14 protein-coding genes are annotated in these 24,132 nt (G+C 52.6%); 6 read left to right on the top strand and 8 right to left on the bottom strand.

All coding sequences use genetic code 11. From position 1 onward, the window contains the following. Window positions 1–320 precede the first annotated feature (320 nt). The 6 genes from LAT75_RS05910 to galE all read left to right on the top strand — a co-directional run bounded on the left by LAT75_RS05910 (window position 321) and on the right by galE (window position 7,442). Window positions 321–1,055 carry a DUF1080 domain-containing protein gene (locus tag LAT75_RS05910; RefSeq protein ID WP_291481711.1) on the top strand — a complete coding sequence of 245 codons (735 nt, stop codon included), beginning with the start codon at window positions 321–323 and terminating at the stop codon, window positions 1,053–1,055. Between the two features lie 4 nt (window positions 1,056–1,059). Next, a complete protein-coding gene (locus LAT75_RS05905; protein ID WP_291481710.1) occupies window positions 1,060–2,757 on the top strand; it encodes a GMC family oxidoreductase in 1,698 nt (565 codons plus the stop codon). Further along, a complete protein-coding gene (locus tag LAT75_RS05900) occupies window positions 2,757–3,338 on the top strand; it encodes a gluconate 2-dehydrogenase subunit 3 family protein (protein ID WP_291481709.1) in 582 nt (193 codons plus the stop codon). The genes LAT75_RS05905 and LAT75_RS05900 overlap by 1 nt, the downstream gene beginning before the upstream one ends. Window positions 3,339–3,582: 244 nt before the next feature. Then, window positions 3,583–5,160 (top strand): sodium:solute symporter, encoded by a 1,578-nt coding sequence (locus LAT75_RS05895; protein ID WP_291481708.1) that lies wholly within the window; start codon window positions 3,583–3,585, stop codon window positions 5,158–5,160. A gap of 36 nt (window positions 5,161–5,196) precedes the next feature. Next, window positions 5,197–6,309 (top strand): SRPBCC family protein, encoded by a 1,113-nt coding sequence (locus tag LAT75_RS05890; RefSeq protein WP_291481707.1) that lies wholly within the window; start codon window positions 5,197–5,199, stop codon window positions 6,307–6,309. 116 nt (window positions 6,310–6,425) lie between these two features. Next, on the top strand, window positions 6,426–7,442 hold the full coding sequence (gene galE, locus LAT75_RS05885) for a UDP-glucose 4-epimerase GalE (protein WP_291481706.1): 1,017 nt from the start codon (window positions 6,426–6,428) through the stop codon (window positions 7,440–7,442). A gap of 1,572 nt (window positions 7,443–9,014) precedes the next feature. Here galE and LAT75_RS05880 read toward each other — a convergent pair. The 8 genes from LAT75_RS05880 to LAT75_RS05845 form a co-directional block, all read right to left on the bottom strand. Next, the gene (locus LAT75_RS05880; RefSeq protein ID WP_291481705.1) at window positions 9,015–13,973 is read right to left on the bottom strand and encodes a S8 family serine peptidase; all 4,959 of its coding nucleotides are present in this window, start codon (window positions 13,971–13,973) and stop codon (window positions 9,015–9,017) included. A gap of 177 nt (window positions 13,974–14,150) precedes the next feature. Then, window positions 14,151–16,286: a SusE domain-containing protein gene (locus LAT75_RS05875; protein ID WP_291481704.1), complete on the bottom strand. Its 2,136-nt coding sequence runs from the start codon at window positions 16,284–16,286 to the stop codon at window positions 14,151–14,153. Between the two features lie 804 nt (window positions 16,287–17,090). Then, window positions 17,091–19,151 (bottom strand): 3'-5' exonuclease, encoded by a 2,061-nt coding sequence (locus tag LAT75_RS05870; protein ID WP_291481703.1) that lies wholly within the window; start codon window positions 19,149–19,151, stop codon window positions 17,091–17,093. A gap of 10 nt (window positions 19,152–19,161) precedes the next feature. After that, entirely contained in the window at window positions 19,162–19,608 is a 447-nt protein-coding gene (locus LAT75_RS05865) for a hypothetical protein (RefSeq protein ID WP_291481702.1), read from the bottom strand. Then, entirely contained in the window at window positions 19,598–20,761 is a 1,164-nt protein-coding gene (locus tag LAT75_RS05860; protein ID WP_291481701.1) for an AAA family ATPase, read from the bottom strand. The genes LAT75_RS05865 and LAT75_RS05860 overlap by 11 nt, the downstream gene beginning before the upstream one ends. 101 nt (window positions 20,762–20,862) lie before the next feature. Beyond that, a complete protein-coding gene (locus tag LAT75_RS05855; protein WP_291481700.1) occupies window positions 20,863–21,780 on the bottom strand; it encodes a hypothetical protein in 918 nt (305 codons plus the stop codon). A 3-nt stretch (window positions 21,781–21,783) separates the two neighbouring features. Further along, window positions 21,784–22,914 carry a hypothetical protein gene (locus LAT75_RS05850; RefSeq protein ID WP_291481699.1) on the bottom strand — a complete coding sequence of 377 codons (1,131 nt, stop codon included), beginning with the start codon at window positions 22,912–22,914 and terminating at the stop codon, window positions 21,784–21,786. A gap of 3 nt (window positions 22,915–22,917) precedes the next feature. Beyond that, window positions 22,918–23,817: a DNA adenine methylase gene (locus tag LAT75_RS05845; RefSeq protein WP_291481698.1), complete on the bottom strand. Its 900-nt coding sequence runs from the start codon at window positions 23,815–23,817 to the stop codon at window positions 22,918–22,920. Window positions 23,818–24,132: the final 315 nt, after the last annotated feature.

The raw sequence follows: 24,132 nt of genomic DNA, 5'->3' as shown, positions 1-24,132 counted from the left end.
ACTTAAGCTCTCTTGCGTATTTCTGTTATTTTGGTGTGAAATAGTCTTTCAAATTAAGTATCATCATGGTTTGTAAGCGTTTTCCTGAAACAGTTTGAGGTTTCGCGAGTGCAAGGGTGTTGTTTGTGAGGATGTTGTACCGGCTTTGTGTTCAAGGTTTAGAGCTCATCTTCCGTGCTGTTCTGCTGCGATACTTAGCTGAAAGCGTTTTCAGACCGAAACTGAAGGTTTCAGGAATTGCTGACTACCGGCAGCTGCGGGAGCAGTTAATCCGGCATACCTGTTTTTTTGCTGCTAACTTAAACTAACTCAACCAATCTATGCTTAAATCTTTCATTTCGTTTGGGATTACGACTGTTTTGGCTGCAAGCTGGCTTACTGCCTGCGCACAGCCCGAACCGGCTGACCGTAACACCACAGCGCCGGGGGAGTGGATCTCCCTTTTTGACGGCAGTTCCACCGATCACTGGCGCGGCTATAATATGGAAGCCTTCCCCGATCAGGGCTGGCAGATTGAGGATGACATGCTCGTGTTTCGTCCGTATCAGCGCGACCGCTGGACTTCCGGCCTCGATATCATCACCCGGCAGACTTTCAGCGATTTCGAGCTGGAACTTGAGTGGATGATCGCTGAAGCCGGCAATTCCGGCATCTTCTATTTTGTGCTTGAGCAGCCAACACAGGCCATTTACTGGTCAGGCCTGGAAATGCAGATTCTCGACAACGCAAATCACCCGGACGCCAATCAGGGTGTTGACGGTAACCGTCAGGCCGGCTCGCTCTACGACCTCATCCCCGCCGATCCGCAGAATGCGAACCCGCACGGAGAGTGGAACAGCGTGCGCATTATCAGCAACGGTAACCACATCGAGCACTGGCAAAACGGGGAGATGGTGCTTTCCTTCGAGCGCTTCACACCGGAGTGGTTCGAAATGCTGCGCAACAGCAAGTTCCGCGAACACAACGAATTCGGCGCCATGCGCGAGGGGCACATCGGACTTCAGGATCATGGCGACGTGGTCAAATTCAGAAATATCAGAATACGGGAGCTGTAAACAGATGAATCTTAATACAAAAGCAGTTGAGCAGCACACCTACGATGCCATCGTAGTGGGAACGGGCATCAGCGGCGGCGTTGCGGCAAAGGAGCTTACCGAGCGCGGCCTCAAAACCCTGGTGCTGGAGCGCGGCCGCAATGTGCGCCACATCCTCGATTATCCGACCATGAACAAGCACCCCTGGGAGCTGCCGCACGGCGACCGGGCAACCGCCAAAGAGCTGGAGCGCTACCCGGTGCAGAGCCGTACCGGCTACACCATCCGCCCCTCGGTGATGCACTGGTGGGTGGAAGACGCCGATCAGCCCTACGAAGAAAAGCGCCGCTTCGACTGGATCCGCGGCTATCATGTGGGCGGGAAGTCCATCATGTGGGGGCGGCAGTCGTACCGCATGGGGGATGTTGATTTCGAAGCCAATGCGCGCGACGGCTTCGGCGTGGACTGGCCCATCCGCTACAGCGATATCGAGCCCTGGTACGATTATGTGGAAGCCTATGTGGGCATCAGCGGCGAAAACCTCGGCCTCGACGTGCTGCCCGATCAGAAGCTGCAGCCCGCCATGGACCTCAACTGCGTGGAGCAGCATCTGCGCGAATCCATCATGACCAATTTCGGCCGGCACCTCACGGTGGGCCGTGCCGCTAACCTCACGCAGCCCATCGGCGACCGGGGCAGCTGTCAGAGCCGCAACCTCTGCTGGCGCGGCTGTCCGTACGGGGCCTATTTCAGCAGTCAGGCTTCGACCCTGCCCGCTGCCGAGCGCACCGGAAACATGCGCCTTCGCCCCAACTCCATCGTTGAGTCTGTGATTTTTGATGAAGAATCCGGCCGCGCCAAAGGCGTGCGCGTAATCGATGCCGAAACCCTCGAAACGGTCGAATTTTACGCAAAAATCATTTTCCTGAATGCCGGTTGTCTGAACTCGACCATGATTATGATGAACTCCCGCAGCGACCGCTTCCCCGACGGACTCGGAAACGACTCCGGCGAGCTTGGCCATAATGTGATGGATCACCATTTTCGCGTAGGTGCCAACGGCGTGCATGAAGGCTACAAAGACCGCTATTTCTGGGGCCGCCGGCCAAATGGTATCTACATTCCGCGCTACCGCAATGTGGGCAGCGACCGCCGCGACTACGTGCGCGGATTCGGCTATCAGGGCGGCGCGAGCCGTGAAAACTGGAGCCGTGCCGTGCAGGAGCTGAGTGTCGGTGCCGAACTGAAAGGTGTTATTCAGCAGCCGGGCGAATGGACCATGGGCCTCACCGCTTTCGGTGAAGTGCTGCCGCTGCACGAAAACCGCGTGTACCTCAACTTCGAAAAACGCGACAAATGGGGCATGCCGACCTACGTGATGGATGCCGATTTTGCCGAAAATGAGTACAAAATGCGCGTCGATATGAAGAACGATGCAGCTGAAATGCTCGAAGCTGCCGGCTTCAAAAACATCCACACCTTCGATGATCCCGGCGGGATGGGCCTCGGTATCCACGAAATGGGCACCGCCCGCATGGGCCGCGACCCGCGCACCTCGGTGCTGAACAAATGGAATCAGGTGCACAGCTGCGAAAACGTTTTCGTTACCGACGGTGCCTGCATGACCTCCGGCGCCTGTCAGAACCCGTCGCTTACCTACATGGCGCTCACCGCCCGTGCCGCCGATTATGCCGCAAGTGAACTCAGAAAAGGAAACCTGTAATGGAAGAAAAAGAAATCATTGACCGGCGCGAAGCCGTAAAACGAGCCGCCCTCATGCTGGGCGGCCTCTTCTTTATGCCCGCCGCCTCAGCCGTGCTGAAAGGCTGCTCCATCACGCCCGGCGACTGGACCCCCGTACTGCTCAACCACGCGCAGGCAACCCTCACCGAGCACCTGGCCGAAGCCATCCTGCCGAGAACCGACACGCCCGGCGCCATCGATGCCGGCGTTCCTGCCTTCATCGACCGCATGGCCGGCGAATTCTTCAACGATGCCGACCGCGAAGGCTTCATTGCCGGACTCGACCGCTTTGCTGAGGAAGTCCGTGAGGCAACGGGCCGCCCTTTCCACGAACTCAGCGATACGGAAAAGCTCGATTACATCACCGAAGCCAACCGCGAGGCAATCGAAGGCGATCACGAGGAGCAGCCGTTTTTCCTGGTCTTCAAGCGGGTTACGCTCACCGGCTACTGCATGTCAGAACCCGGCATGACCCAACACCTGCGCTACATGCAGAACTTCGGTCCCTACCGCGGCTGCGTGCCTATGGAAGAAGTCGGCCGTGCATGGGCCCATTTTTAACAGCGATTTTTGCGGGATGATGAACCCAAACCCGCATCAAAACCTCTTTCCCAAATAAAGAGGATGAAGTGAACAGAAACCGCCGGGTGCGGTTGTCGGCCCTTCCCCCAAAGGACTGATTCCTCTCCGGCGGTTTTCTTTTTTTAGGGTGATGTGCTTCCGGGCCTGAACCCAGAGCTGAGCCAAACAAATCCTTTTTTGTGGCTTCAGCATCAACCGGAATGGAAAAATCGGAGCAGAGGGTATGAACTACATCGACTGGATTGTAGTAGGCATTTACGCCGCCGGCCTGATCTGGCTGAGCTGGCATCTGAGCAAAGGTCAAACCACCACCGAGGATTATTACCTCGGCGGCAAAACGTTCAAATGGTGGCAGGTCGGGCTTTCGACCATGGCCACGCAGCTGGGCGCGGTCAGCTTTATTTCGGCCCCGGCTTTTGTGGGCCTGCGCGAAAACGGCGGCCTGCAGTGGCTCACCTATGAATTCGCGGTGCCCCTCGCCATGATTCTGCTGGTTGTCGTCATCTTCCCGCCGCTGTACAAAAGCGGGGTCATCAGCATCTACACCTACCTCGAAAAGCGGTTCAACCGGCTCACGCGTCAGCTGCTGAGCGGGGTGTTTCAGTTCAGCCGGGCCTTCGCTGCGGGCATCACAGTGTACGCCGTTGCCATCGTGCTTGAGGCCGTTTTCCAGATTCCGCTGTGGGTCAATATCGTGGTTGTTGGCATCATTGCGCTGCTCTACGACTACCTCGGCGGCATGAAAGCAGTTGTGATCTCGGACGTCATTCAGATGGGCATCCTGTTTCTGGGCTTCCTCCTGTGCAGCTGGTTCGCTTTTCAGCTGCTCGGCGGCTGGGAAATCTTCCTCGAAAACCTCGACCGGGACCGCCTCACCGCGGTCGATTTCAGCGGACACGGCTTTGGTGACGGCTCCGAATTCGGATTCTGGCCCATGCTGCTCGGCGGCTTTTTCCTGTACGCCGCCTACTACGGCTGCGATCAGAGTCAGGCGCAGCGCATCCTCGCAAGCATGAACATGAAGGAAGTCCGCAAAGCGCTGGTCTTCAACGGACTCGCCCGCTTCCCGACGGTGTTGCTCTACTGCGTGATGGGGCTGCTCATCGGCACCTTCGCCCTCATGACCCCCGAGTTTCTGGGCCTCATCCCCGCCGACCGCCCCGACTACATGGTGCCCTATTTCATCGTAACCTACCTGCCGCACGGACTCATCGGCCTGCTCGTTGCAGCCATCATGGCCGCGGCCATGTCATCCCTCGATTCCGCCCTCAACTCCCTGAGCGCCGCAACCGTCGAAGACTTTGTGATCCCGGCAAAAGAGGCGCGCCCCACCGCTGACGAGCAGTTCAGCCTGTCCAAAAAGTACACCATATTCTGGGGCGTCATCTGCGTGCTGCTCGCCTTTGCCGCCGGTAACATTGCCCCGACCGTAATCGAAGCCATCAACAAAATCGGCTCCCTCTTTTACGGCCCCATCATCGCTACTTTTGTGCTGGGCATGCTCACGACGAGCATCACCGGCCGCGCCGTAAACCTCGGGATTGTGGCGGGCGTGGTGTTCAACCTCATCCTCTGGCTCTTTTTCGACGGCTTCATTTTCTGGTTCTGGTGGAACTTCACCGGCTTTGCCGTAACGGTTTTGGTCGCCTTTGTGATGAGCCGCATACAGCCCGGCACCGTTTCGGAAGATGTGCTCGTTGACCTCAGCGTAATCGAAAAACGTCCGCTGGAAACCATCGTCCTGGGCCTGTATTTTGTGCTGATTGTGAGCTTCAGCGTATCGCTCGCATTTGTATTTTGATTCAGCCTGAGAGCCATCACCCTAAAACCATCCTCCTTGAAAAATTTCCCCACTCCGGACATCCGGCCTTCCGATCTGGAACATCCGCCTGTTGAGCGGGCGGAGACCATCCCATCGGCCTGGTACACCTCACCCGAATTCCACCGGCTCGATCTCGATGCCGTTCTGGCACCCGGCTGGCAGTGCGCGGGCCACATCAGCCGGATTCCGAACCCCGGCGATGCCTTCCCGCTACAGGCCGGCGGCAATCCGGTGCTGATCCTGCGGGATGATGCCGGGCAGGTGAGGGCGTTTTTCAACGTGTGCCGGCACCGGGGCGGTCCGCTTTTGCAGCAGCCGGGCTCCGCGCGCTTCCTCAAATGCCTGTATCACGGCTGGACCTACCGCCTCGACGGCTCCCTGCGCGGGGTGCCGCACTTCGACCGGGCAGAGCTCTTCGATAAGAACGCCTTCGGCCTCAGCCCCATCCGCTGCGAAGTAAGGCAGGGCTTCATCTGGATTTGTCTGGAGGAAGCATCCCGTGCTCCGCACCCGCCGCTCGACGAACTGCTCATCGGCATCGAAGCCCGCACCGGTCATCTGCAAACCGAAAAGCTGCACTTTGCCGGCGAGGTGATCTATGAGGTCGCCTGCAACTGGAAAGTGTACATCGATAACTACCTCGAAGGCTACCACATCCCGCACGTGCACCCGGAGCTGTGCGACCTGCTCAGCTTTCAGGATTACAAAACCGAGTGCGCCAAATGGCATTCGCTGCAGTACAGCCCCTTCCGGCAGGCGGAAAGCATCTATAGCGACGGCAGCGGGGAGGCCTGGTACTATTTTGTGTACCCGAATTCCATGCTCAACATCCTGCCGGGCCGGGTGCAGCTCAACCGCATCGAACCGGTTGATGCCGCTCACTGCCGCGTGCATTTTGAGTATTACTATGATGATGTGAGCTCGGAGGCCGGAAAAAAGAAGCATCAGGAGGATATGGCCTACAGCGACAAAGTGCAGCAGGAAGACATGGAGATCTGTGAAGCCGTGCAGCTGGGGCTGAACTCCCGCGCTTATGACCGCGGGAGGTTCTCCCCGAAAATGGAAACAGCCCTGCATCATTTTCAGGGATTGCTGAAGCAGAGTTATGCGCGATTTCTTACCTTGTAAATAAATGCAGGGGTACCGTTTAAGGATGGTTTACAGCCGTCATCAGATTCCCTGAAAGCACCTGATTATGTTCGGGATTGCCCTGCATCACCCCAAAAACAAAAGTCTTCAATCGAATGAAAATCTTAGTAACAGGCGGCCTCGGCTACATCGGCTCCCACACCGTGGTTGAGCTCCATCTTGCCGGTCACGACATCGTAATTCTGGACAACCTCTCGAACAGCATGATAGATGTGCATGCGGTGCTCGAGAAAATCTGCGGCCGCTCCCTGCCCTTTTACGAGGCCGACATCATGGACGACAAACAGCTGCGCTCGGTTTTTGAGCAGGAGGAAGGCATTGAAGGCATCATCCATTTTGCAGCCAAAAAATCAGTGCCCGAATCGCTGGATTTTCCGGTGATGTATTATGAAAACAACATTAAAGGCCTGATTAACGTGATGCGAATGGTCGAAGATTTCAAGGTGCCGTACTTTGTGTTTTCGTCGTCATGCACGGTGTACGGCGAGCCCAAAAGCGTGCCCGTTACGGAATCGACGCCGACCACGAGTTCGCCCTCGCCCTACGGCAGCTCAAAACTTTGGGCCGAGCTCATGATTACGGAATTCACAAGACTCACCCCGCATGTGAAATCGGTGCTGCTGCGGTATTTTAATCCGGTTGGGGCGCATGAGTCGGCGCTGATCGGTGAGCTTCCGCGCGGCGTGCCGGGCAACCTGATGCCGTTCATCACACAAACCGCCGCCGGCTGGCGCGAGCAGCTCAGCATTTTCGGTCAGGACTACGACACCCCTGACGGCACCTGCATCCGGGATTTCATCCACGTAGTTGACCTCGCAAAGGCACATGTGATTTCCCTGGATTTTGCCCGTGACAACGATTTCCGCACGGAAGTCTTCAACGTAGGCACCGGAAACGGGCACTCGGTTTCGGAAGTCGTTGAATCGTTCGAGCGCAGCACGGGAGTGAAGCTCAACTACCGTTTCGCGCCCCGGCGTCAGGGCGATGTCGAAAAAATATGGGCCGACACCACCAAGGTTACCGAAGTGCTCGGCTGGAAACCCGAATACAGCCTCGACGACATGAGCCGCACCGCCTGGAAATGGCAGCAAACCCTCGGCGACAAGCCCTGATGCGGGGTTGATGGCACGCGGATTTGGGCGGATCGGGCCGGATTAGCGCGGATTATGGGATTGACAGCCGACCGCCGAAAAAGAACCGCGTGCCAGGATTCGAATCCTGCAACACGGCGCGGTTCATACGTAGCAGAGCTTCAAGATGCTCATAAACGTATTGCGGCCACGAAACCCGCCAAGCCACGGAAGCGCCCCGGTTGGGGAGCAAGCTTTGTAGCGAACCCGCAGCCGCCTTAAATTTCCACCAACCCCGGCGCGGCCAGCCGCGCCGGGTGCTGAGGCGTTAAATGGCGTGGAGCCAAATTTCCCGTAGGGAAATCACATGGGTAGAAAAAAGCAGCCCAAAAAATATCCGTGTGCCGTAGGTACACCATATGTCTTCCAGAACAAGAACAGCTACAGATTTGTGTGAGGTTTGTGAGATTATCCGGGACCTTCCAGCTTCCCTTTGCCGCAATGTGAGATGAAGTGCAACCAAGTACCGGTACTTCCAAACAGGTGCACCACTCACACTTCCTGCTGCCGGCATCGTGACGAGAATAAGCTGGTAGGTCCCGGATAACGCCGTCGTTTTCGGTGTCAGTTTAAAGACACAAAGCGGGCGTTTCCGGGATGACGGTAGGGGAGATCCAAGCTTTGAAATGGACTGCGAATTTTTCTGGTTGGGCCGGATTTTTGCTACGACAAACCTCCAAGGTTTCAAAAACCTTGGAGGTTTTTCCTGCAGCCGCCGCCATCTCCCCACCCCCGCGGCGCGGCCTGCCGCGCCGCTCTCCCGTCGTGTAGCTTGTCATCCTGAGCGCAGCGCAGCGGAGTCGAAGGATCTGGCAACTCCGGCCCCGAAACCCAAAACCACTCCGAAATAAAAAGCCCCTCTCCTGAAGACCAGCTCTGTAAGGCATCGTGGTATTTTTCAGGAGAGGGGATGGGATGAGGTCTGCGGCGAAAATGGCCTGCGGATTTTGTGGATCGGGTCGGATTTCCGCGGATTTTTTTGTGAGCCAGACCTGACAGGTTTTCAAAACCTGTCAGGTCTTTGCAGCGATGCGGCGACGAAGTATCACGGGATGAGATTCCAAGTGGGTTTCCCGGATCGGCCAGGAATTTGCGGTGATGTTATTTCGCGGATATACGACAAACCTCCAAGGTTTCAAAAGCCCCGGAGGTTTGCACCACGCACCAAACCTGCTGCCGGCATCGCGACGGGAATAAGCTGGTAGGTCCCGGATAACGCCGTCGGCTTCGGTGTCAGTTTAAAGACACAAAGCGGGCGTTTCCGGGATGACGGTTGGGGAGATCCAAGCTTTGAAATAGCACGGGAATTTTGCGGATCGGGCCGGATTTCCGCTACGACAAACCTCCAAGGTTTCAAAAACCTTGGAGGTTTGCACCAGGTTGCGGATGTCAATCCGGATCTCTTATGAAGGCCGGCTTAAGAATGTCCCAAATAAAACAGCGCCAGCCCCCCGATGCCAAAAGGTGATTCGGGAGACTGACGCTGAGAAGGGTATTGGTCTGCTACTTTTTTTTTGATGCTTGGGGAGCTGTCAGCTTTTAAGCATCGCGGGTTTATTTAAGCAGCATCATTTTGCGGGTTTGCACGAAGCTGCCGGCCTGCAGGCGGTAAATGTACATGCCGCTTGACAGCCTTCCGGCATCGAAACTGACGCTGTGCCGGCCTGCGGCCTGCTGTCCGTTTACGAGTACGGCTACGAGCTGCCCTGTGAGGTTAAACACTTCCAGGCGGACATCCGCTGCTTCCGGCAGGGCGTACTCAATGAGCGTATTCGGGTTGAAGGGGTTCGGGTAGTTTTGCTTCAGCGCGAACTCAGCCGGTGTTTCGTCGGGTACGGAGGTAGTAGCAGCTAAGGTGAGCTGTACTTCGGTAACCTCAGCGCCTAACATCAGGCTTGTACCGTCTTCGAGCCAGTGTGTACTGATGATTTCTCCTTCACGCAGCAGCACGGCTTCCAGCCCGGCATTTGCGTGTCCGGCTGTGAAGCTGAGTTCTGCCGGCTCGCTGCCGGTGCGCAGCTCCGCGATAGCTGAAGTCTCGTCGGTCAGCCAGTAATCTCCGCTAAAGCGTACATCAAAGGCGCCGACGGGCGGCAGCGGGGGCAGGGTGTACTGCAGCGGATGCGTGCGTTCGGCCGTTTCAGCGCCCATGAGCAGCTCGCGGCTTGCGCCCTGCGGCGTGCTGAAACGGAGTACGGCATAGGCGTCGAGACCTTCGGGGCTTACGCTCAGCGGGGCTGCATTGGCTGCCGCTGCGCCAATGCCGATACTGCCCGCTGCATCGGTGCGTACCCAGTAGCCCTTGCCTGTATCCAGGGCATCAGCCTGAAAGTACGAGCCGTCGAAACCGAACAGGGTACCGGGTATGATGATGCCCGCAGGATCGGTAATTCCGCAAGGACCGTCGCAGCCGCCGTGCCCTGAAATCAGGTTCCAGCTTTCGCGCAGTTCAACAGATATGTTGCCTTCCGGCATGCCGGTAAACACTTCTGTTGCAGCCTCGCTGTAGCGCAGCCAGTAGCCGTCGCCCATATCGAGGGTTTCGCGCAGGGTGTAGGTACCGTCGAAGCCGAAAAGGGTGTTGGCCAGTGCGCCGGTGAAAACTTCTGCATAGTTGTCGTGCGGCATGTCAAAAGCCATCCCAACGAGGTTCCAGCCGGCCAGGTAGCTCACTTCGGTTTCGGCACTCAGGCTGTGGGTGATGGTGAGCGCCCGGAAACCGCTGCCTTCAACCTGCACCGTGTTTTGTTCGCGCATATTTACGTTAACGCCGCTGCCGCTCAGCAGGAAGAAGCCTTCTTCAGCCAGGCTTGCCGGGTTCCAGCTTAGGGTAACCGGCGCGTTGCCGCTTGAAGGTCGCACCTGTACCGGCCATACGGTCTGATCGGTTGTGGTAGGCCGGAAGAAGGTGAAGTAGTCTTCATCTTCAAAACTGATGCGCGCATCGAAGGTGCCCGCCGGACCCGGAGGCGGTGCGAACAGATCGTATTGCGGGTCGAAACCGTCCGTTGCATCAGCTGCTGTACCGATGGTGAGATTCACGGAATTGCTGCCCGCATCCGAAACGGCTATCACCGTCGTGAAGTCAGGGTCGCCCGGTCCGGGGGTGCCGCCTAAGGTACCAATCACTTTAAAGGCCAGATCCTGTACCGGGAAATTCGGGAACGTACCGTCGCGCGGGGTCCACTGATCGGCTATTCCGTAACCGCCGCCCGGGTTTCGCCAGTGAAACTGAGCTCCGTTGGCGGATTCATTGCCAAACCATAACCAGCGACCGTCGCCGAAGTAGTCCATATGTGGCGAAACGGATACCCACCAGGTGCCGCTTTCAAGCTGTACCGGCTCAGGGAGCTGAACCAGTATAGTACCGTTTGCCGATGAAGTTACGGCAGCCTCAAAGAAGCCGGTTACCGGTGTGTCAGCCGGTCGCCCGCCGGTGTCGGCGTAGAAGTACACGTTAACAAACGCCGGCTCATTGTTCAGGTCACCATAAAAACCAAAAGCTTCAACGGTAGTGATACTCCAGGTTTGCCCTGCTGGTATATTGAAATCATCAGCTGCTTCAACCGCCCATGTTTCGGGGCCGTCGAGGTCATAAATGGCAAGGATTCCGCTTGTAATGTTATTGCCGGACTGATCAAAAAGGACAATTTCTTCCCCTTCCGGACTTATGGTAACGGAAACAGGCACATTCAGTTCCGGGCTGTTAACCGCGTTCGAAACCAGGGTGATATTGCCTGTATAGTTTCCGGCACTCAGAGAGCCCGCATTCAGGCTAACGGTAACCGTTGCAGAGCTTCCGGCCTCAAGGCTGAGCGTTGCCGGGTTTACGCCGAGCACATCGCTCATCAGCTGAGAGGCGGAGCTAACTGCGGCAGTAAGCTGTCTTTCGCCTGAACCGTTGGGGGTGTCGTCCACACTATTGGCAAAAGCAATCAGATTGCCCTGCTCGTCAAAAGCACGGGCAGATCCGAAGGCGGTTGTTAAACTCACTTCAAGCGTACCGCTTCCGGTATTGGTAACGGTCATGTTCTTGTTCGCACTGCTGCCCGATTGCACGGCAAAATTAAGCTCGGAAGGCGATACCGAGATTGCAGGTGCCGGGGTACCTGAACCCGGTGTGCCCGTAATGGTGAAGGTGAGGCCCGCCGGATTCCAGTTTATCCCCAGCTGTGACAGCGGAGTCCAGTTTACCGCGCCGGCCCCGAAATTATTATCAGGGTCGATCAGCTGCGGTTCGCCGAAATTCTGCTCTCCCTGCGCCCAGTTCCAGCGGCTTGACCCGTCAAGGCTTGACATATTCTGCACGGGGGCAGCAGCCAGCCAGTATCTGCCGGGCTCAAGGGCCCAGTTCAGGGATGAAACATCCAGTGTGATGGTGTAATTATTGGCATCCTGATCTACAGAAAGGCGCCCATCAGATGCGGGCACCTCAATTGCGTAAAGCCAGCTCCCATTTATTGCGGGGCTGCCGGATGGGGCTCCGGAATCATCCTCAAAAATAAACAGCTGATAGCCCATCAGAATGTCTTCAATGAAGTTCTGATTGTTCTGAAACCCGACTGTTGAAATGGAGCCAAGCACAGCGGTCTGACTGATCTGGAAATCGTCAGAACTGTAAACGGCTGTGTTTATGCCCTCAAAAGTACCGGAAACAATGCCGCCGGTGCCGGACCGGTTCTGCTGCCACAGTACAAGCTGTTCGCCCTCCGGGCTCACGCTGATGCTCACCGGAAGGCTCAGGTTCGGGTTGTTTACAGCGTTGGATGAAAGAACGATGCTCCCCGAGTAGCTTCCGGATGTAAGGGACGCTGCGTTCAGGCTTATGGTTACTGTAGCCGTGTTTCCGGGTGCAATGTTAAGCGAGGCCGGGTTTACGCCGAGCACATCGCTCATAGGTTCAGATCCCTCAGTGAGGCCTGCGTTTAGCGTGAGGCCGTAGGTATCCGGTTCAGAACTCACAATGCTGTCTGTAGCTGCAATCAGAATCCCCTCATCATCAAAAGCGCGGGCGCTGCCGAAAGTGGCGGAAAGGTTTACCTGAAGGTTTTCGCTGCCCGTGTTGCTGACCGTAAAGTTTTGCGTTGCGCTGCTACCGGCCTGCACAGAAAAACTGAAAGAGGGAGCAGAAGTTGAAATGACCGGCCCCTGTGACTGCTGAAGACTGCTGAACGCATTTATGCGTCCGCCGGCTATGGTGTTGTTCGCAAACGCAGGTACCGGATCAACGTTTTCCATAATCCTTGTGCGGATCTGTTGCGGACTCAGGCCCGGTTCTACCGATTTTATCAGAGCCGCCAGGCCGGCTGCATGCGGGCTTGCCATAGAAGTGCCGGAAAGGGTTGCATAGCCGCTGCTGTTAATGTAGGTGCTCAAAATTTCAGAACCCGGGGCCGCTACGTGCACCGTATTTGCGCCAAAGTTGGAAAACCCGCTGCGCTGATCCGTGCGCGTAGAGCTGGCAACAGCCATCACGTTCGGCAGGTTGTAACCGGCCGGATAGAAATTCTGATTGTCGTTGTTGGAGCCGTTGTTTCCTGCGGCTGCGATTACAAAGTGTCCTGCCTGTCCGGCGGCATTGATAGCATTAAACGCGGCCTGCGAGAAGTTTGGGCCGCCCCAGCTGTGGTTCGACATTACCGCACCATTTTCAAGCGCATACTGCAGGCCCTGTACGATGGCAGCGCCGTTACAGGTATTGGCGCCGTTCAGACCGCAGATTTTTATGTTCATCAGGCTCACGTTCCAGTTTACCCCCGTAACACCGACCGCATTGTTACCAACCGCTCCTATGGTACCGGCTACGTGTGTGCCGTGTCCGTTCAGGTCTTCGGGGGTATCCCCAAGAAAGCTCGCGCCGGGGTTCCCGTTACTGTCAAACCAAAGGTTATCAACAAGATCCGGGTGCGTGCTTCTTATTCCGGAATCAAAAACGGCCACAATCAGATCAGAGGAACCTGTTGTGATTCCCCATGCCTGCAGTGCAGAAATATCTGCTCCGGGGGTTCCGCCGCTCTGCCCCGTATTGTGCAGGCCCCAAAGCTGATTAAATCCCGGATCGTTGGGCGTCGTCTGCAAACGCTCTATAGTTTCATCAAAAGAATAATCCCGGATTACGTCGGGGATACGGTACGCAAAGTTTGGCTCGGCATACACCACATCGGCGCGGCTGTTTAGCATATCAAGCGCCTGCTGCACGTTGCCGTTGCGGAAGGTCCAGTGCTCGGCATTGATGAGCGTGAGCTCTGTAACCGAAGCTACGCCAAGCTGCTCCTGCAGCATCGCGACATCGGCGCTCAGCACGCCGGGCGCAAACTCAACAACCAGCTCATTGCTGAAAAACTCAATTTCACCAATTCCGCTAATGTAAGCGCGCTCGATCTGCTGTTCCGCGCCCGGTGATGCGGCATCACCCTGCGCCCATACGGCTGCTGCGCCAAACTGTAGCATAAGCAGCAGCAATGCGGAAACGGCCGTTATAAAACTGACGGTAGCTTGTTTGTACTTTTTCATAGGTCTGATCTTTTGGGGTTACTGAAAAAACGGGATACGGCAGGATCTGAAATTTCCCGCACACCTGATGCAGACAGGCCAATAGCGTGCAGCCTGCTTTCTGAGGGCGGGGCATCGGGAGGTTGGTCAGGATTCAGTGGGTCGGATGAAAGGGGAGAGACCTCCTCCCGTAAAAGTTTATTTCACCAGCATCATCTTGCGCGTTTGCATGAAACTGCCGGCCTGTATGCGGTACAGAAAGATGCCTGAAGAAAGGCTGCCGGCATCGAATTGTACGCTGTGATGCCCCGCCGCCTGCTGACCGCTCACGAGTACGGCTACCCGTTCACCGGTGAGGTTAAAAACTTCGAGGCGTACCTCAGCTGCTTCCGGCAGGGCGTATTCGATCACCGTTACGGGGTTGAAAGGGTTGGGATAATTCTGGCTGAGGGTAAATTCCAAAGGATGTTCGGCCGGGTTGGTACCGGTATCAGGCAGCACTTCGAGCTGCACGCTTATCGATACTTCACCACCTTCCGCAGCATTGCTCGAAATCAGCAGCTCGGCTTCATACATGCCGGGGGAAAGTCCGCCTGCATCGGCTGTGAGGCTTACGGTCAGTGCTTCAGCAGGCTCGAGGGAGAAGCTTTCTTCCCCGGCCGAAAGCCATGCCGCATCCGTACTGATGCTGCCGCTCAGCTGAACCGGCCCGGTATTGGTGATGGTGACTTCCGCTTCACCGGTTTCGCCGGGTTCCAGGCTGAAGCTTATTTCCAGCGGATCCACCTCAATGGAAGCAGCGGCGCGCTCAAGAAAGAGCGTGAAGGGCCCGTTTTGTGCTTCCGTAACCTCATCAAACCGCTGCGCGCGTACCGTCCATTGCAGCAACGCACTTTCCGGCTCATTTCCAAGCTCCGAAAGCAGCGCATCAAGGGCGCCTACGGTTAGGGTGAGGGAAGTGTCCCCGGTTTGTTCGCTCAGAAGCGGGTCGTCAAAGCTGCCGTCTTCAGTTGTAAGCAGCCAGGTGTAGGTCTGCGCATTAGCCGAAGCTTCCCAGCTGATTACGACTTCCTCTTCACTGCCGGGTATGGTTGTTAGCGCGGTACCGTTGGCGGGGGTGAGCAGGCTGAACGCAGCCGGCACGAGGGGAATGACTTCAAGACTGACCGGCAGCTGCAGGTCGGTGCCTTCGCCGCTGAACATGATGGTTCCTGTGTAGCTGCCGGGTTGAAGCGAACCGGCCGAAGCATCGGCAGATACCTCAACGGAGGCGGTGCCCCCCGCCGGAACCACAACTTCGGCAACAGATGCCGAAAGCCAGCTGCCCGCATCGGCTGCCTCAGCTGAAACACTCAGGACAGCATCAATCTGACCGCTGTTGTTTAGGGTGATGGTTTGGGTGCCCTCACTCAGTTCATCGAGTTCAAAAAACAGGGCTTCCGGCTCTGCGGAAACCTCTGCGGCGCCACGGATGAGGGTGAGCGCAAAGGGGATTTCAGCAAGCGTGATTTCATCCCCCACAGAAGCACGCACGGTCCAAACGGTATTGAGGCTCTGACCCGGCTCAAGGCCGTTTTCGGCCAGCAGGGCATCAACGGCGCCCAGGCTAAGGGTGAGGTTAGGGGCCGTGCCGCCGTTATCGGAAGGAATTTCGGCAATCGGGGCGCTGAAATCGCTGTTCTGAAAATCAAGCAGCCAGGTATAGGTTTCAGCATTCTCCGAAAGCTCCCAGCTGATACTAACTTCGGTGTCATCACCGGGGATGGTGATAAGCGTGGAGCCGTCAGGCGGAGATAAAAGGCTGAAGGGCCCCGGCACGGGATCGTCGGCTGCCAGACTGTAGATCACGGTAAAAAACGAAAAGCCGGATGCTGTAAAAACCAGCTCCGACTGATTCCGCAGGTTGATGATGCCGCCGTCTGAGAGCGCCAGCAGAACGTTTCCCTCTGAAGGAAAGGTCGCATTGTTCCAGCTCAGGGTTACGGGGCTGTTACCCGATGAAGGCCGCAGCTGCATGGGCCAGACCGTTTGTTCCACTGTAGTAGGCTGGAAAAAGGTGAAGTAATCTTCATCCTCAAAAGTAATGCGGGCATCGAAAGTGCCGGCCGGCCCCGGCGGGGGCGCAAATAAATCGTACTGCGGATCGTAGCCGGTTGTGGCATCGGCCGCTGTCCCGATCGTAAGGTTTACCGTATTGCCCGCTGCATCGGCAACGGTAAAAACAATATCAAAATCGGCTTGCTGAAGGCTGCTTTGCTGTAAAGCCAGTGCATGAACCGGCAAAAGCATCAAACAAAGAAAGCCGGCAAGAAGAGGTCGTATTCGGTTGGCCATATATTAAATCCCTGATTTGTGTGTCGTTTCGACACCAGGTTGCGATTAAAAAAGCTTCAGAAAATACCCTGTATCACAGACAGATGAGGACTGAAGCTTAGCTTATAAATTTTAAAGCTGTAGGGGCTTTACCAGAGCAGCCGGTGGATTAAAGTACAGGTACATTAATGCTGAACACAAAAGGCCTGTACCGGCTGATTAAACCCAAAAAAGAGGTAATGTGCGATTCCGGAGCCGTTTGCTATCCGGGCGTTTATGGGGAAGATGTAAAAAGGAAGTCTGAATATTGAGTACTGAATCCTGAATACTTATTGCCGCAGTAGCCCCCCGCAGGCAGAAGTGAGGAATAAAGGTAATAGATAATTAAAATGTTTGATATTACATTATATGACTAAGATATTAGAAACCAACCTAAGTTGCCAACACATTTCCGCGTATGGCGGCCCGCGGATTGTCCCGGAGACCGGAGACCGCAGACCGCGATAATGGCACGCGGATTTTGCGGATTGGGCCGGATTTCCGCGGATTTTTTTGTGAGCCAGACCTGACAGGTTTTCAAAACCTGTCAGGTCTTTGCGGTGATGTTATTTCGCGGACATGCGACAAACCTCCAAGGTTTCAAAAACCTTGGAGGTTTTTTCGGGTACCCTCCGTCATCTCCCCACCAAGCCCGGCGCGGCCTGCCGCGCCGGTTATATCCCCGGGGCCATTGACATCCTTTGAATCTGAGGGCGCGGAAATTTAAACCCTGCTGCCGTTCCGAAAAGACATCCGTACAGTTGGGATGGATGTACTATTACGCAGCTACGTCCCACGCAAATCATCCAGGAACTCTGATTCCGGCTCGGTTGCTGTTACGAGCAGGTAATCACGGGCGCGGGTGCAGGCTACGTAGAGCAGGTGTCGTTCGGTGTTGTAAATCTCTTCCAGACCGGCTTCATCGGTGTTGCGCTCAATGCGGGATTGGAGCGGGATAATTTCATCATCACAGGCCATAACCGCTACGGCACGGAATTCGAGGCCTTTTGCAAGGTGCATACTGCTGAGGGTTATCCCGCGACTTTCCCGAACCGCGTCGCTTAGTACGGTGTAGGGAACTCCGGCGGCCTTCACTGCGGCTTCCGCGCGGTTTAGTTCATCCATAGTGCGGGTAAACAAACCGATTTCTGTGGCCTTTACTCCGTTATCGAGTTTATCCTGAATCCATTTTGCAACCGCTTTCTGCTCTTCAGAATCGGATCCAAAGATCAGTATCTGTGGTTTTTGGCTGTTGAATACAGAAACCGTCCGGTTGCGTTTTTCAGTATTGCCGTCAACATCTGATACTTCAGGGCCGAGCAGCAAATCGGCCTGTGACCTGATCTGATGTGAGGTGCGGTAGTTGATGTGCAGCGTGCGGGATCGGCCCCGGATATCAACACCCAGTGATTTCCATGAAAAAGGCTGCCGGAAAATACGCTGACCAAGGTCGCCGGCAAAGAACAGGGCGTTGGGTACGCTGCTGAGCTTCGATAAAAACCGCAACTGTGCTACACTGATATCCTGTGACTCATCTACAAGCACAAAATCGTATGGGAAGCGGCTCTTAGTGGCATAGGTTTGTTCAAGCGTTTTATAGACCGCATTAAGGCTTGTAAGCCCTTCGTTGCTGAGCCGTTGGTGCACCTGTTCAAAAATCGTCCATATTTCGCGCCGCCGGTTTTCGGGGAGCCGTGTTTTCCGGCCGGTACGGAGTACATCGCGGTATTCTTCCCAGCTGCTGAGCTGCCAAGCATCGGCAACATCCCGCCATTCATCCATCAGAAAAGCTTTCCTGAAGGGCTGTGCCTCACTTCTCGCAGCGGCTTCGGCAATAAGCGTTGCGATATAATCTTCCTCTGCAAGCTTTACAGGCTTAAAAATACTTGCATGCAGCCGCAAGGCAAGCTCAGGCAAAGCGTGCACCTCTATGCGCTCTTTCAGCCGCGGCCTGCTGCTGATGAGCCTGTTCAGCTTCACTTCGAGGGCCGACGCCAAAATGCCGGAAAAAGTGGTGAGCAGAATGCGGGCATCCGGGTTTTGTTCCGCCAGCCAAACGGCACGGTGCAGGGCAACAATGGTTTTGCCGGTACCTGCTGAGCCGGACACCCGTGCCGGACCGTTGAAATTTTGCTGCACGGTTTCAAGCTGTGCGGGATGCAGAAACACAGACCATTTTTCCCATGGATAATCCAGCGCAAGCTGAAGCTCTTCGATGTTTTCCATGATTCGGAACCGCCGTTTTGCATCAGGATGCTCAAACGGGTTTTCATCAGCGGTATGCTGAACAGGCTGTTCCGGTTCATTACCGGTAGCAAGGGTGAGCAGGGCTTCAGCCGCTTCTGCGGGCAAAAGTTCAGCAAGCTCGAGCAGGCCGTCCTCAGTGGCGTTGATAACATCTTCGATCCAATCTTGGGGGATTCCGTACGCCAACAGTTTCTCGGTATCAGCGTGTTGAAGCGGGCGATGCTGAGGAGCTTCTGTTTCCACATATTGGGTGATCTTCACTTCTTCAATCCGCTCCCGGATAAGCACCATTTGCGCTGCACCTGTTTTGGGGTGCCGCTCCAGTTTTCTGCGTGAGGCCCAGTCGTAGGCCTTATCGTGATGGTCCACATAGCAGACCAGCATACTCGAACGTGATTTGTGAACAATCAGGCGAATATCCCGCGAAACCCGGGCCGACCAAAACCCTTTGTCCTTAACCCGGTCGATGCGGTGCAGCTGAATGGCCGGATGCGCCGGATCTACCTGAAGATCAAATACCGTTGTCTTAACGGCCTTTTGCTCATCATTGGTGAGCTTGCTCAGGCTGTCGGTAAAGGTATCGGCGAGGAGGAATTGCATGGGAGGGAATCTATTTTATTCGAGTAATTTTTTCGGGGAAGGCCAAACCACTTTGTGCAAGGCGCAGTGCCTGCGGACTCCCTTTGATAATATGTACGTTGCTTGTTGCAACCCACCTGAAAGGCCGGTCGGCAGCTTTAATTCTGTTTAGTTCAGGTGCATGCGCGTTCAGCCAGGACTTTAACCAATCCAGCTTTTTGATCACCTCATTTACATGTGCTGACTGAGCCGGGTGGACCTCAATAAAATAGGCCTCACCATTATACCCGATTATGTAATCCCATCTTGAATCGTTGGGGTAGTTGCCTGAGACACAGCTGTCTAAATCTACGCTTCCATCAATCTGTCTCGGTATTTCAGCCTTAATTTTTACGGAGTTCGGGCCTAAAGCCTGCAATCCCCGCTCCATACAACTGCCGAGCGTTTCTGTATTGTAAACGGCCTGCTCAAAACTCATCTTTCGAAGCGATTAGATTAGAAATGATTTCAGAAGCTTTGCTTCCAAAAGCGGTCAAGCCTCCCCATTCAGACATACCCTGATCCTCATCGGCGGGGTCAAGCCGGGAGATGTCTCGTACAACAACCCCATCTGCTTTACGGTCGAAGTAATAGGTATTAAAAGTAGCTTGCGTAATTACATTCTCAAAAATCTTCCTTAATGAAGTTGACTTGCGGGTAATACCAAATAGTTCAAACAGGTCGTCAGGCGCAGCCTTAATTTTCTGCATCAGCCCTACAGCCCAGCAAAGCTGAAGAATAGTTGTGGAATGTGTGGAAACAATAACTTTATATCCACGGGAAATCAGCTCCAAAAAGCTGAGCATAAGCGCTTCAATAGCCATTGGGTGAAGCCCCATTTCAGGTTCTTCGATTATGACAAATTGATGATGCTTCCCTTTTATGTTACCGGAATTGCTGTTTTGGAGCAGCCAATAGATTTGCATTAACAAGGGTGTAAACTCACGCTGACCTGCTGACCAGCCCATATAAGAAAGCCTGGTTTCGCCTGTATCGAGCATTAGCCGCATTTGCGGAGAGCTTTGGTCAAGATTCACACTGGCATTCACATAAATTGCTTTATTTATGAGGCGCTCAATATCCTTATCCATTATACCCTGATGCGGAAAAACCATGCCGCTATCTTTTTTGACCCCAAAATCCAGCCATACCTGCAGCCGGCTGCTGAAACTTTTCAACACATACGGGTCCATGAGCCTGAAATCGGAGTAAGGCCTTGGCCACCCTTGTGCCATAGCAAGAACGCGCTGCGCCGGCACGTAGGCGACCCGGTCGTGTAGGTTTTCCTTGCCGTTAATGGAGTCACTTAAATCAACGATCCTGCCATCGGCTTTAATAAGGGAATTAGCACGCAGTATCTTTCCCATACCTTCACCCATATATAAATCGAAAAATTCACGGGCATCATTTTTGAGCTGAACCCCGTGATTTTTCATCTGCTTGCTTATGTTACCCCCATCAAGCAGCAACTTGAACAACTGAAGCAGAATGCTCTTACCGCTGGCCTGCGGACCAATAAACACCGTAAAATCGCCAAGTTCGATGCTGGCTTCTTTGATTTGGCCGAGGTTGTATGCTTCGAAGTGTTTCATGGGAAGGAGTATTAAATCTTAAAATTAAACCTGATACTTAGTAGTATTTATTTGTATATAATGTTTTTTTAGGATTTGGTATTAGTAATAATTTAGACAGACTACCTTAGTGATTCTTTTAAACCATTTACCCAAGCCTCAATTTCATCAATAAGCGCAATAGGTAGTTGATCAGGGAGGTAATTCATTATTCTGAATCTGTCAAAAACAAGCCCAGCTTCATAAGCTCTAATTTGAAACAGATCACGAGGAAAAAATTGTGCCGTAAAAAACATACGGATTACACCAACTACTGGTTGATCTGTGAACCATTTATTACAAAAAATATCAGTTTGGAGTTGTGTGAGTGAATCTACCCATGAAGTGCCTGTTTTACATTGCCCAAATGCAATTAATTTAGAGGGCTGCCTATCCGCAAAATGTTTCCACGCTATAACATCAACTTTGTCATCCTGTGGTCTAAATCCAGGATTTTGCTTTATCACACCGCCCTCTCCAATTTTTTTTACAATTTGAGATAGCTGTTCCCTAAAGCTTTCACTCGAAGTACGTCCGGTGCCCATAACTTCATACTCAGCTGGATGTCCAAAATAGTTTTGCGCTACAATTCCACAAAGCTGCTCGAACACTAAAGCACCATCTATACCAGCAAACCGTCTATTTTGACTCATATTATTTCGAGTACAGAAAAGCAAGTATGTATAAATTAATGAGTTTTGTGTATTTGTGCTATTATAACTTACTACCTGCCCATTGCTTTCTAATTGAAATGGATATTTCCTATCTGAAGCCTTAAGCCGAAAGTCAATCTCTTGAATAATAGTATCTGAAATCAAATTAAACTTATCGCTTTCATCTTCTATTCCCTTCACATTTACTTCATCGGAAATAATTGATGGTCTTCGGAAGAGATCATACATTGATACACGACCATACAAAATAGCTAAATACTCTGCATAATCAGCCCATTCTTGAGCTGAATCACGGGTAGTTGGAAGACTATCAGGTAACTTAAACATGTTTTAATCGCTGTCAGTAATTCTTCTTTTTTTAGAACCTTTACTTTCAAGCTCTTTCCACTTCGATTCCATCAAATCATATAGTTCATCTGCAAGTTCGGCTATTGTACCAGCTTGCTTTAGTAGGCCGTAGTCGGTTCCGTCAAACCCCTCAGTTTGATAAGAGTGTGCTTTCATTAATGCTCGTTTTGCGTCGAGCAAGCTTTCTTCAAAAGTAATTTTTTTTGGTCTGCTTAAATCAAAAGCTACTTCTATCGGACTGCCAGACTTGAGAGCGTGTACAGCCTCACTACTTTTCAAGATGGCATCCAAATACCGGAGATGCGGATTTTGTGTCTTAAGAATTGGCTCAATATCCTTTCGTTTACTTCCGTAAATCCAGGATAATAGCTGTTTGAGTTCTTCTTTTTTCTCTTCCGGAACCGGATGAGTGTTATCAGACTCTACTTCACCCATACCCAAATAATCCCGAATACCTTCATAGCCTAAACCTGTATAAAGGTGCGAAAAATATAAACGAGATCCTTTTACGTCAGTACGATCGAATACTTTTTGCATTTCTGCCTGTTCTATCACCTGAAGTCCTTCATAAAGCCGCTGAACTGTCTTAAACGTATCACCGATTTGTTCAGCTATTTCCGTTAAGGAAACACCATATTCTCTTTTAATTTGAGATATATATTGTGCTTTAGCATAGCTTCCCCATTTAGCAGCACCGTTGATATGCTTAAATCCAATGTATTTCCAGGCATCCTCCCGCGTATTAAGCTTGATTACGGGGAGCTTTTCGAGAGTTTTTTGATATTCCTCAGATATCAAAAAAACGTTTCTGTTTCCATGAAGTTCTTCCCCAAGCTTCGGATCAAGAATACTCTTAACAGCAGCCAAACGTCTGTTACCTTCAATTACGATATTCTTTCCGTTTTCCTCGACTACAAACAAAGGTTCATGTGTAAAGAAACCGCTGGCCTTAATGGATAGTACAATTTCCAGTACACCCATCGTTTCCCATAAGTTTCTTATGATGTCTTTTTCTGGTGTTTTGTCATTGTGACCAAACTCTGCAATTCTTGGATTTTTAAAATCTAAAAATAAATTGTTTGGCTCTATGTAAGTGATATCCCATTTTTTCATATCTCAAGCGATTAAATTTAAATCCTGTGATTGCTTGTTTACTATGATTGTTGCTGGCAAATTAATATTTGGTGAAAAAACAACCAGCTCGCTTCCTTCTTTCTTTTCTTGTAGGGAATACTTCAGATTAAAGGTTGATTTTCGATATTCAAGATATAAATTTCGGATTTGTGATACATTGTCATAAGAAACCATCCACGAATACTTTTTATCAAAAATTGCCAGCTCTTCTGATAAGGCTTTATGGTCTAAATGACTGTAGTTGTTCATGTACAAATGTGCTCCTTTTTTATAGTAAGGCGGATCAAGATAAATGAAGACTTTCTCAGACGAAGCTGCAAAACTGTTAATATTTTTTAGAACAGATAAAGCGTCTTTGTTCGTAAGTGTGATATGATCTTTAAACCCTGCTATTTTTCTGATTCTTTCTATAAGCTTAGCTTTGTTGAATCTGACATCAATTTTGTAGTTTCCCTTTTGGCTAAAACCACCAATTGGCCCTGCATTAAATATAATTCCAGATCGGTTTGTTCGATTTAAAAAGAAAGTAGCAAAACCCAGTTTCAGATAATCATCAGCTATCCCTTTCTTAAATATGTCCTTTTGTTTATGCCATTCTTCAATCGAAACCGGCGTATTCATTATTAGCTCGCAAAACGCTTCTGTTTCTTCGAGAATGGCATACCAAGCTGCAAACACTCTTGTGTCCAAATCATTAATGTGGATATGACTAAATACACCCCCAAACAACAAGTTTATAGCAGCACCAGCACCTCCGGCATAAAGCTCCATATACTTACCCCCCTGCAAATCGTTTAGCTCAGCTATTTCAGCGATAAACGCAGTGAGGCTGGCTTTTCCACCGGGATAGCGAAAGGGGCTATTATTTTTTGAAATCTGCAAATTCGGAAAGTTTGATGAATTGAGGTTCTAATTAATTCATTTTCAATATACACATCATTTCAGATAAGGTTTATACCTCAAACTAACAGTTGAACCCTACCCCACTCGAAAAACCTTCATTACCTCATCGCCCAAATGGTTGATCACCTTTACGGCGATTCTGCCGTTTGTGGGTTTGGGGAAGGGGCGTGCATATTCCGGAGCAAACTGACCCCCTATTCCGGTGATATTGACCCCCCTTCGGGTTTTGGGTTACTGCTGTGAGGTTCTGCCAAAATTACAGTTTATTTCTCAGACTTTCTCCTTTTAGTTCAA

Origin of the sequence: Cyclonatronum sp. (genome assembly GCF_022565315.1) — a bacterium.
GTDB lineage: Bacteria > Bacteroidota > Rhodothermia > Balneolales > Cyclonatronaceae > Cyclonatronum.
This window is presented reverse-complemented; position numbering and strand designations above follow the sequence as displayed.

What these genes read in the sequence shown, in the direction of transcription:
- LAT75_RS05910 (WP_291481711.1), top strand. Translation starts at nt 321, where the DNA reads ATGCTTAAATCTTTCATTTCGTTTGGGATTACGACTGTTTTGGCTGCA.
- LAT75_RS05905 (WP_291481710.1), top strand. Translation starts at nt 1,060, where the DNA reads ATGAATCTTAATACAAAAGCAGTTGAGCAGCACACCTACGATGCCATC.
- LAT75_RS05900 (WP_291481709.1), top strand. Translation starts at nt 2,757, where the DNA reads ATGGAAGAAAAAGAAATCATTGACCGGCGCGAAGCCGTAAAACGAGCC.
- LAT75_RS05895 (WP_291481708.1), top strand. Translation starts at nt 3,583, where the DNA reads ATGAACTACATCGACTGGATTGTAGTAGGCATTTACGCCGCCGGCCTG.
- galE (WP_291481706.1), top strand. Translation starts at nt 6,426, where the DNA reads ATGAAAATCTTAGTAACAGGCGGCCTCGGCTACATCGGCTCCCACACC.
- LAT75_RS05880 (WP_291481705.1), bottom strand. Translation starts at nt 13,973, where the DNA reads ATGAAAAAGTACAAACAAGCTACCGTCAGTTTTATAACGGCCGTTTCC.
- LAT75_RS05875 (WP_291481704.1), bottom strand. Translation starts at nt 16,286, where the DNA reads ATGGCCAACCGAATACGACCTCTTCTTGCCGGCTTTCTTTGTTTGATG.
- LAT75_RS05870 (WP_291481703.1), bottom strand. Translation starts at nt 19,151, where the DNA reads ATGCAATTCCTCCTCGCCGATACCTTTACCGACAGCCTGAGCAAGCTC.
- LAT75_RS05865 (WP_291481702.1), bottom strand. Translation starts at nt 19,608, where the DNA reads ATGAGTTTTGAGCAGGCCGTTTACAATACAGAAACGCTCGGCAGTTGT.
- LAT75_RS05860 (WP_291481701.1), bottom strand. Translation starts at nt 20,761, where the DNA reads ATGAAACACTTCGAAGCATACAACCTCGGCCAAATCAAAGAAGCCAGC.
- LAT75_RS05855 (WP_291481700.1), bottom strand. Translation starts at nt 21,780, where the DNA reads ATGTTTAAGTTACCTGATAGTCTTCCAACTACCCGTGATTCAGCTCAA.
- LAT75_RS05850 (WP_291481699.1), bottom strand. Translation starts at nt 22,914, where the DNA reads ATGAAAAAATGGGATATCACTTACATAGAGCCAAACAATTTATTTTTA.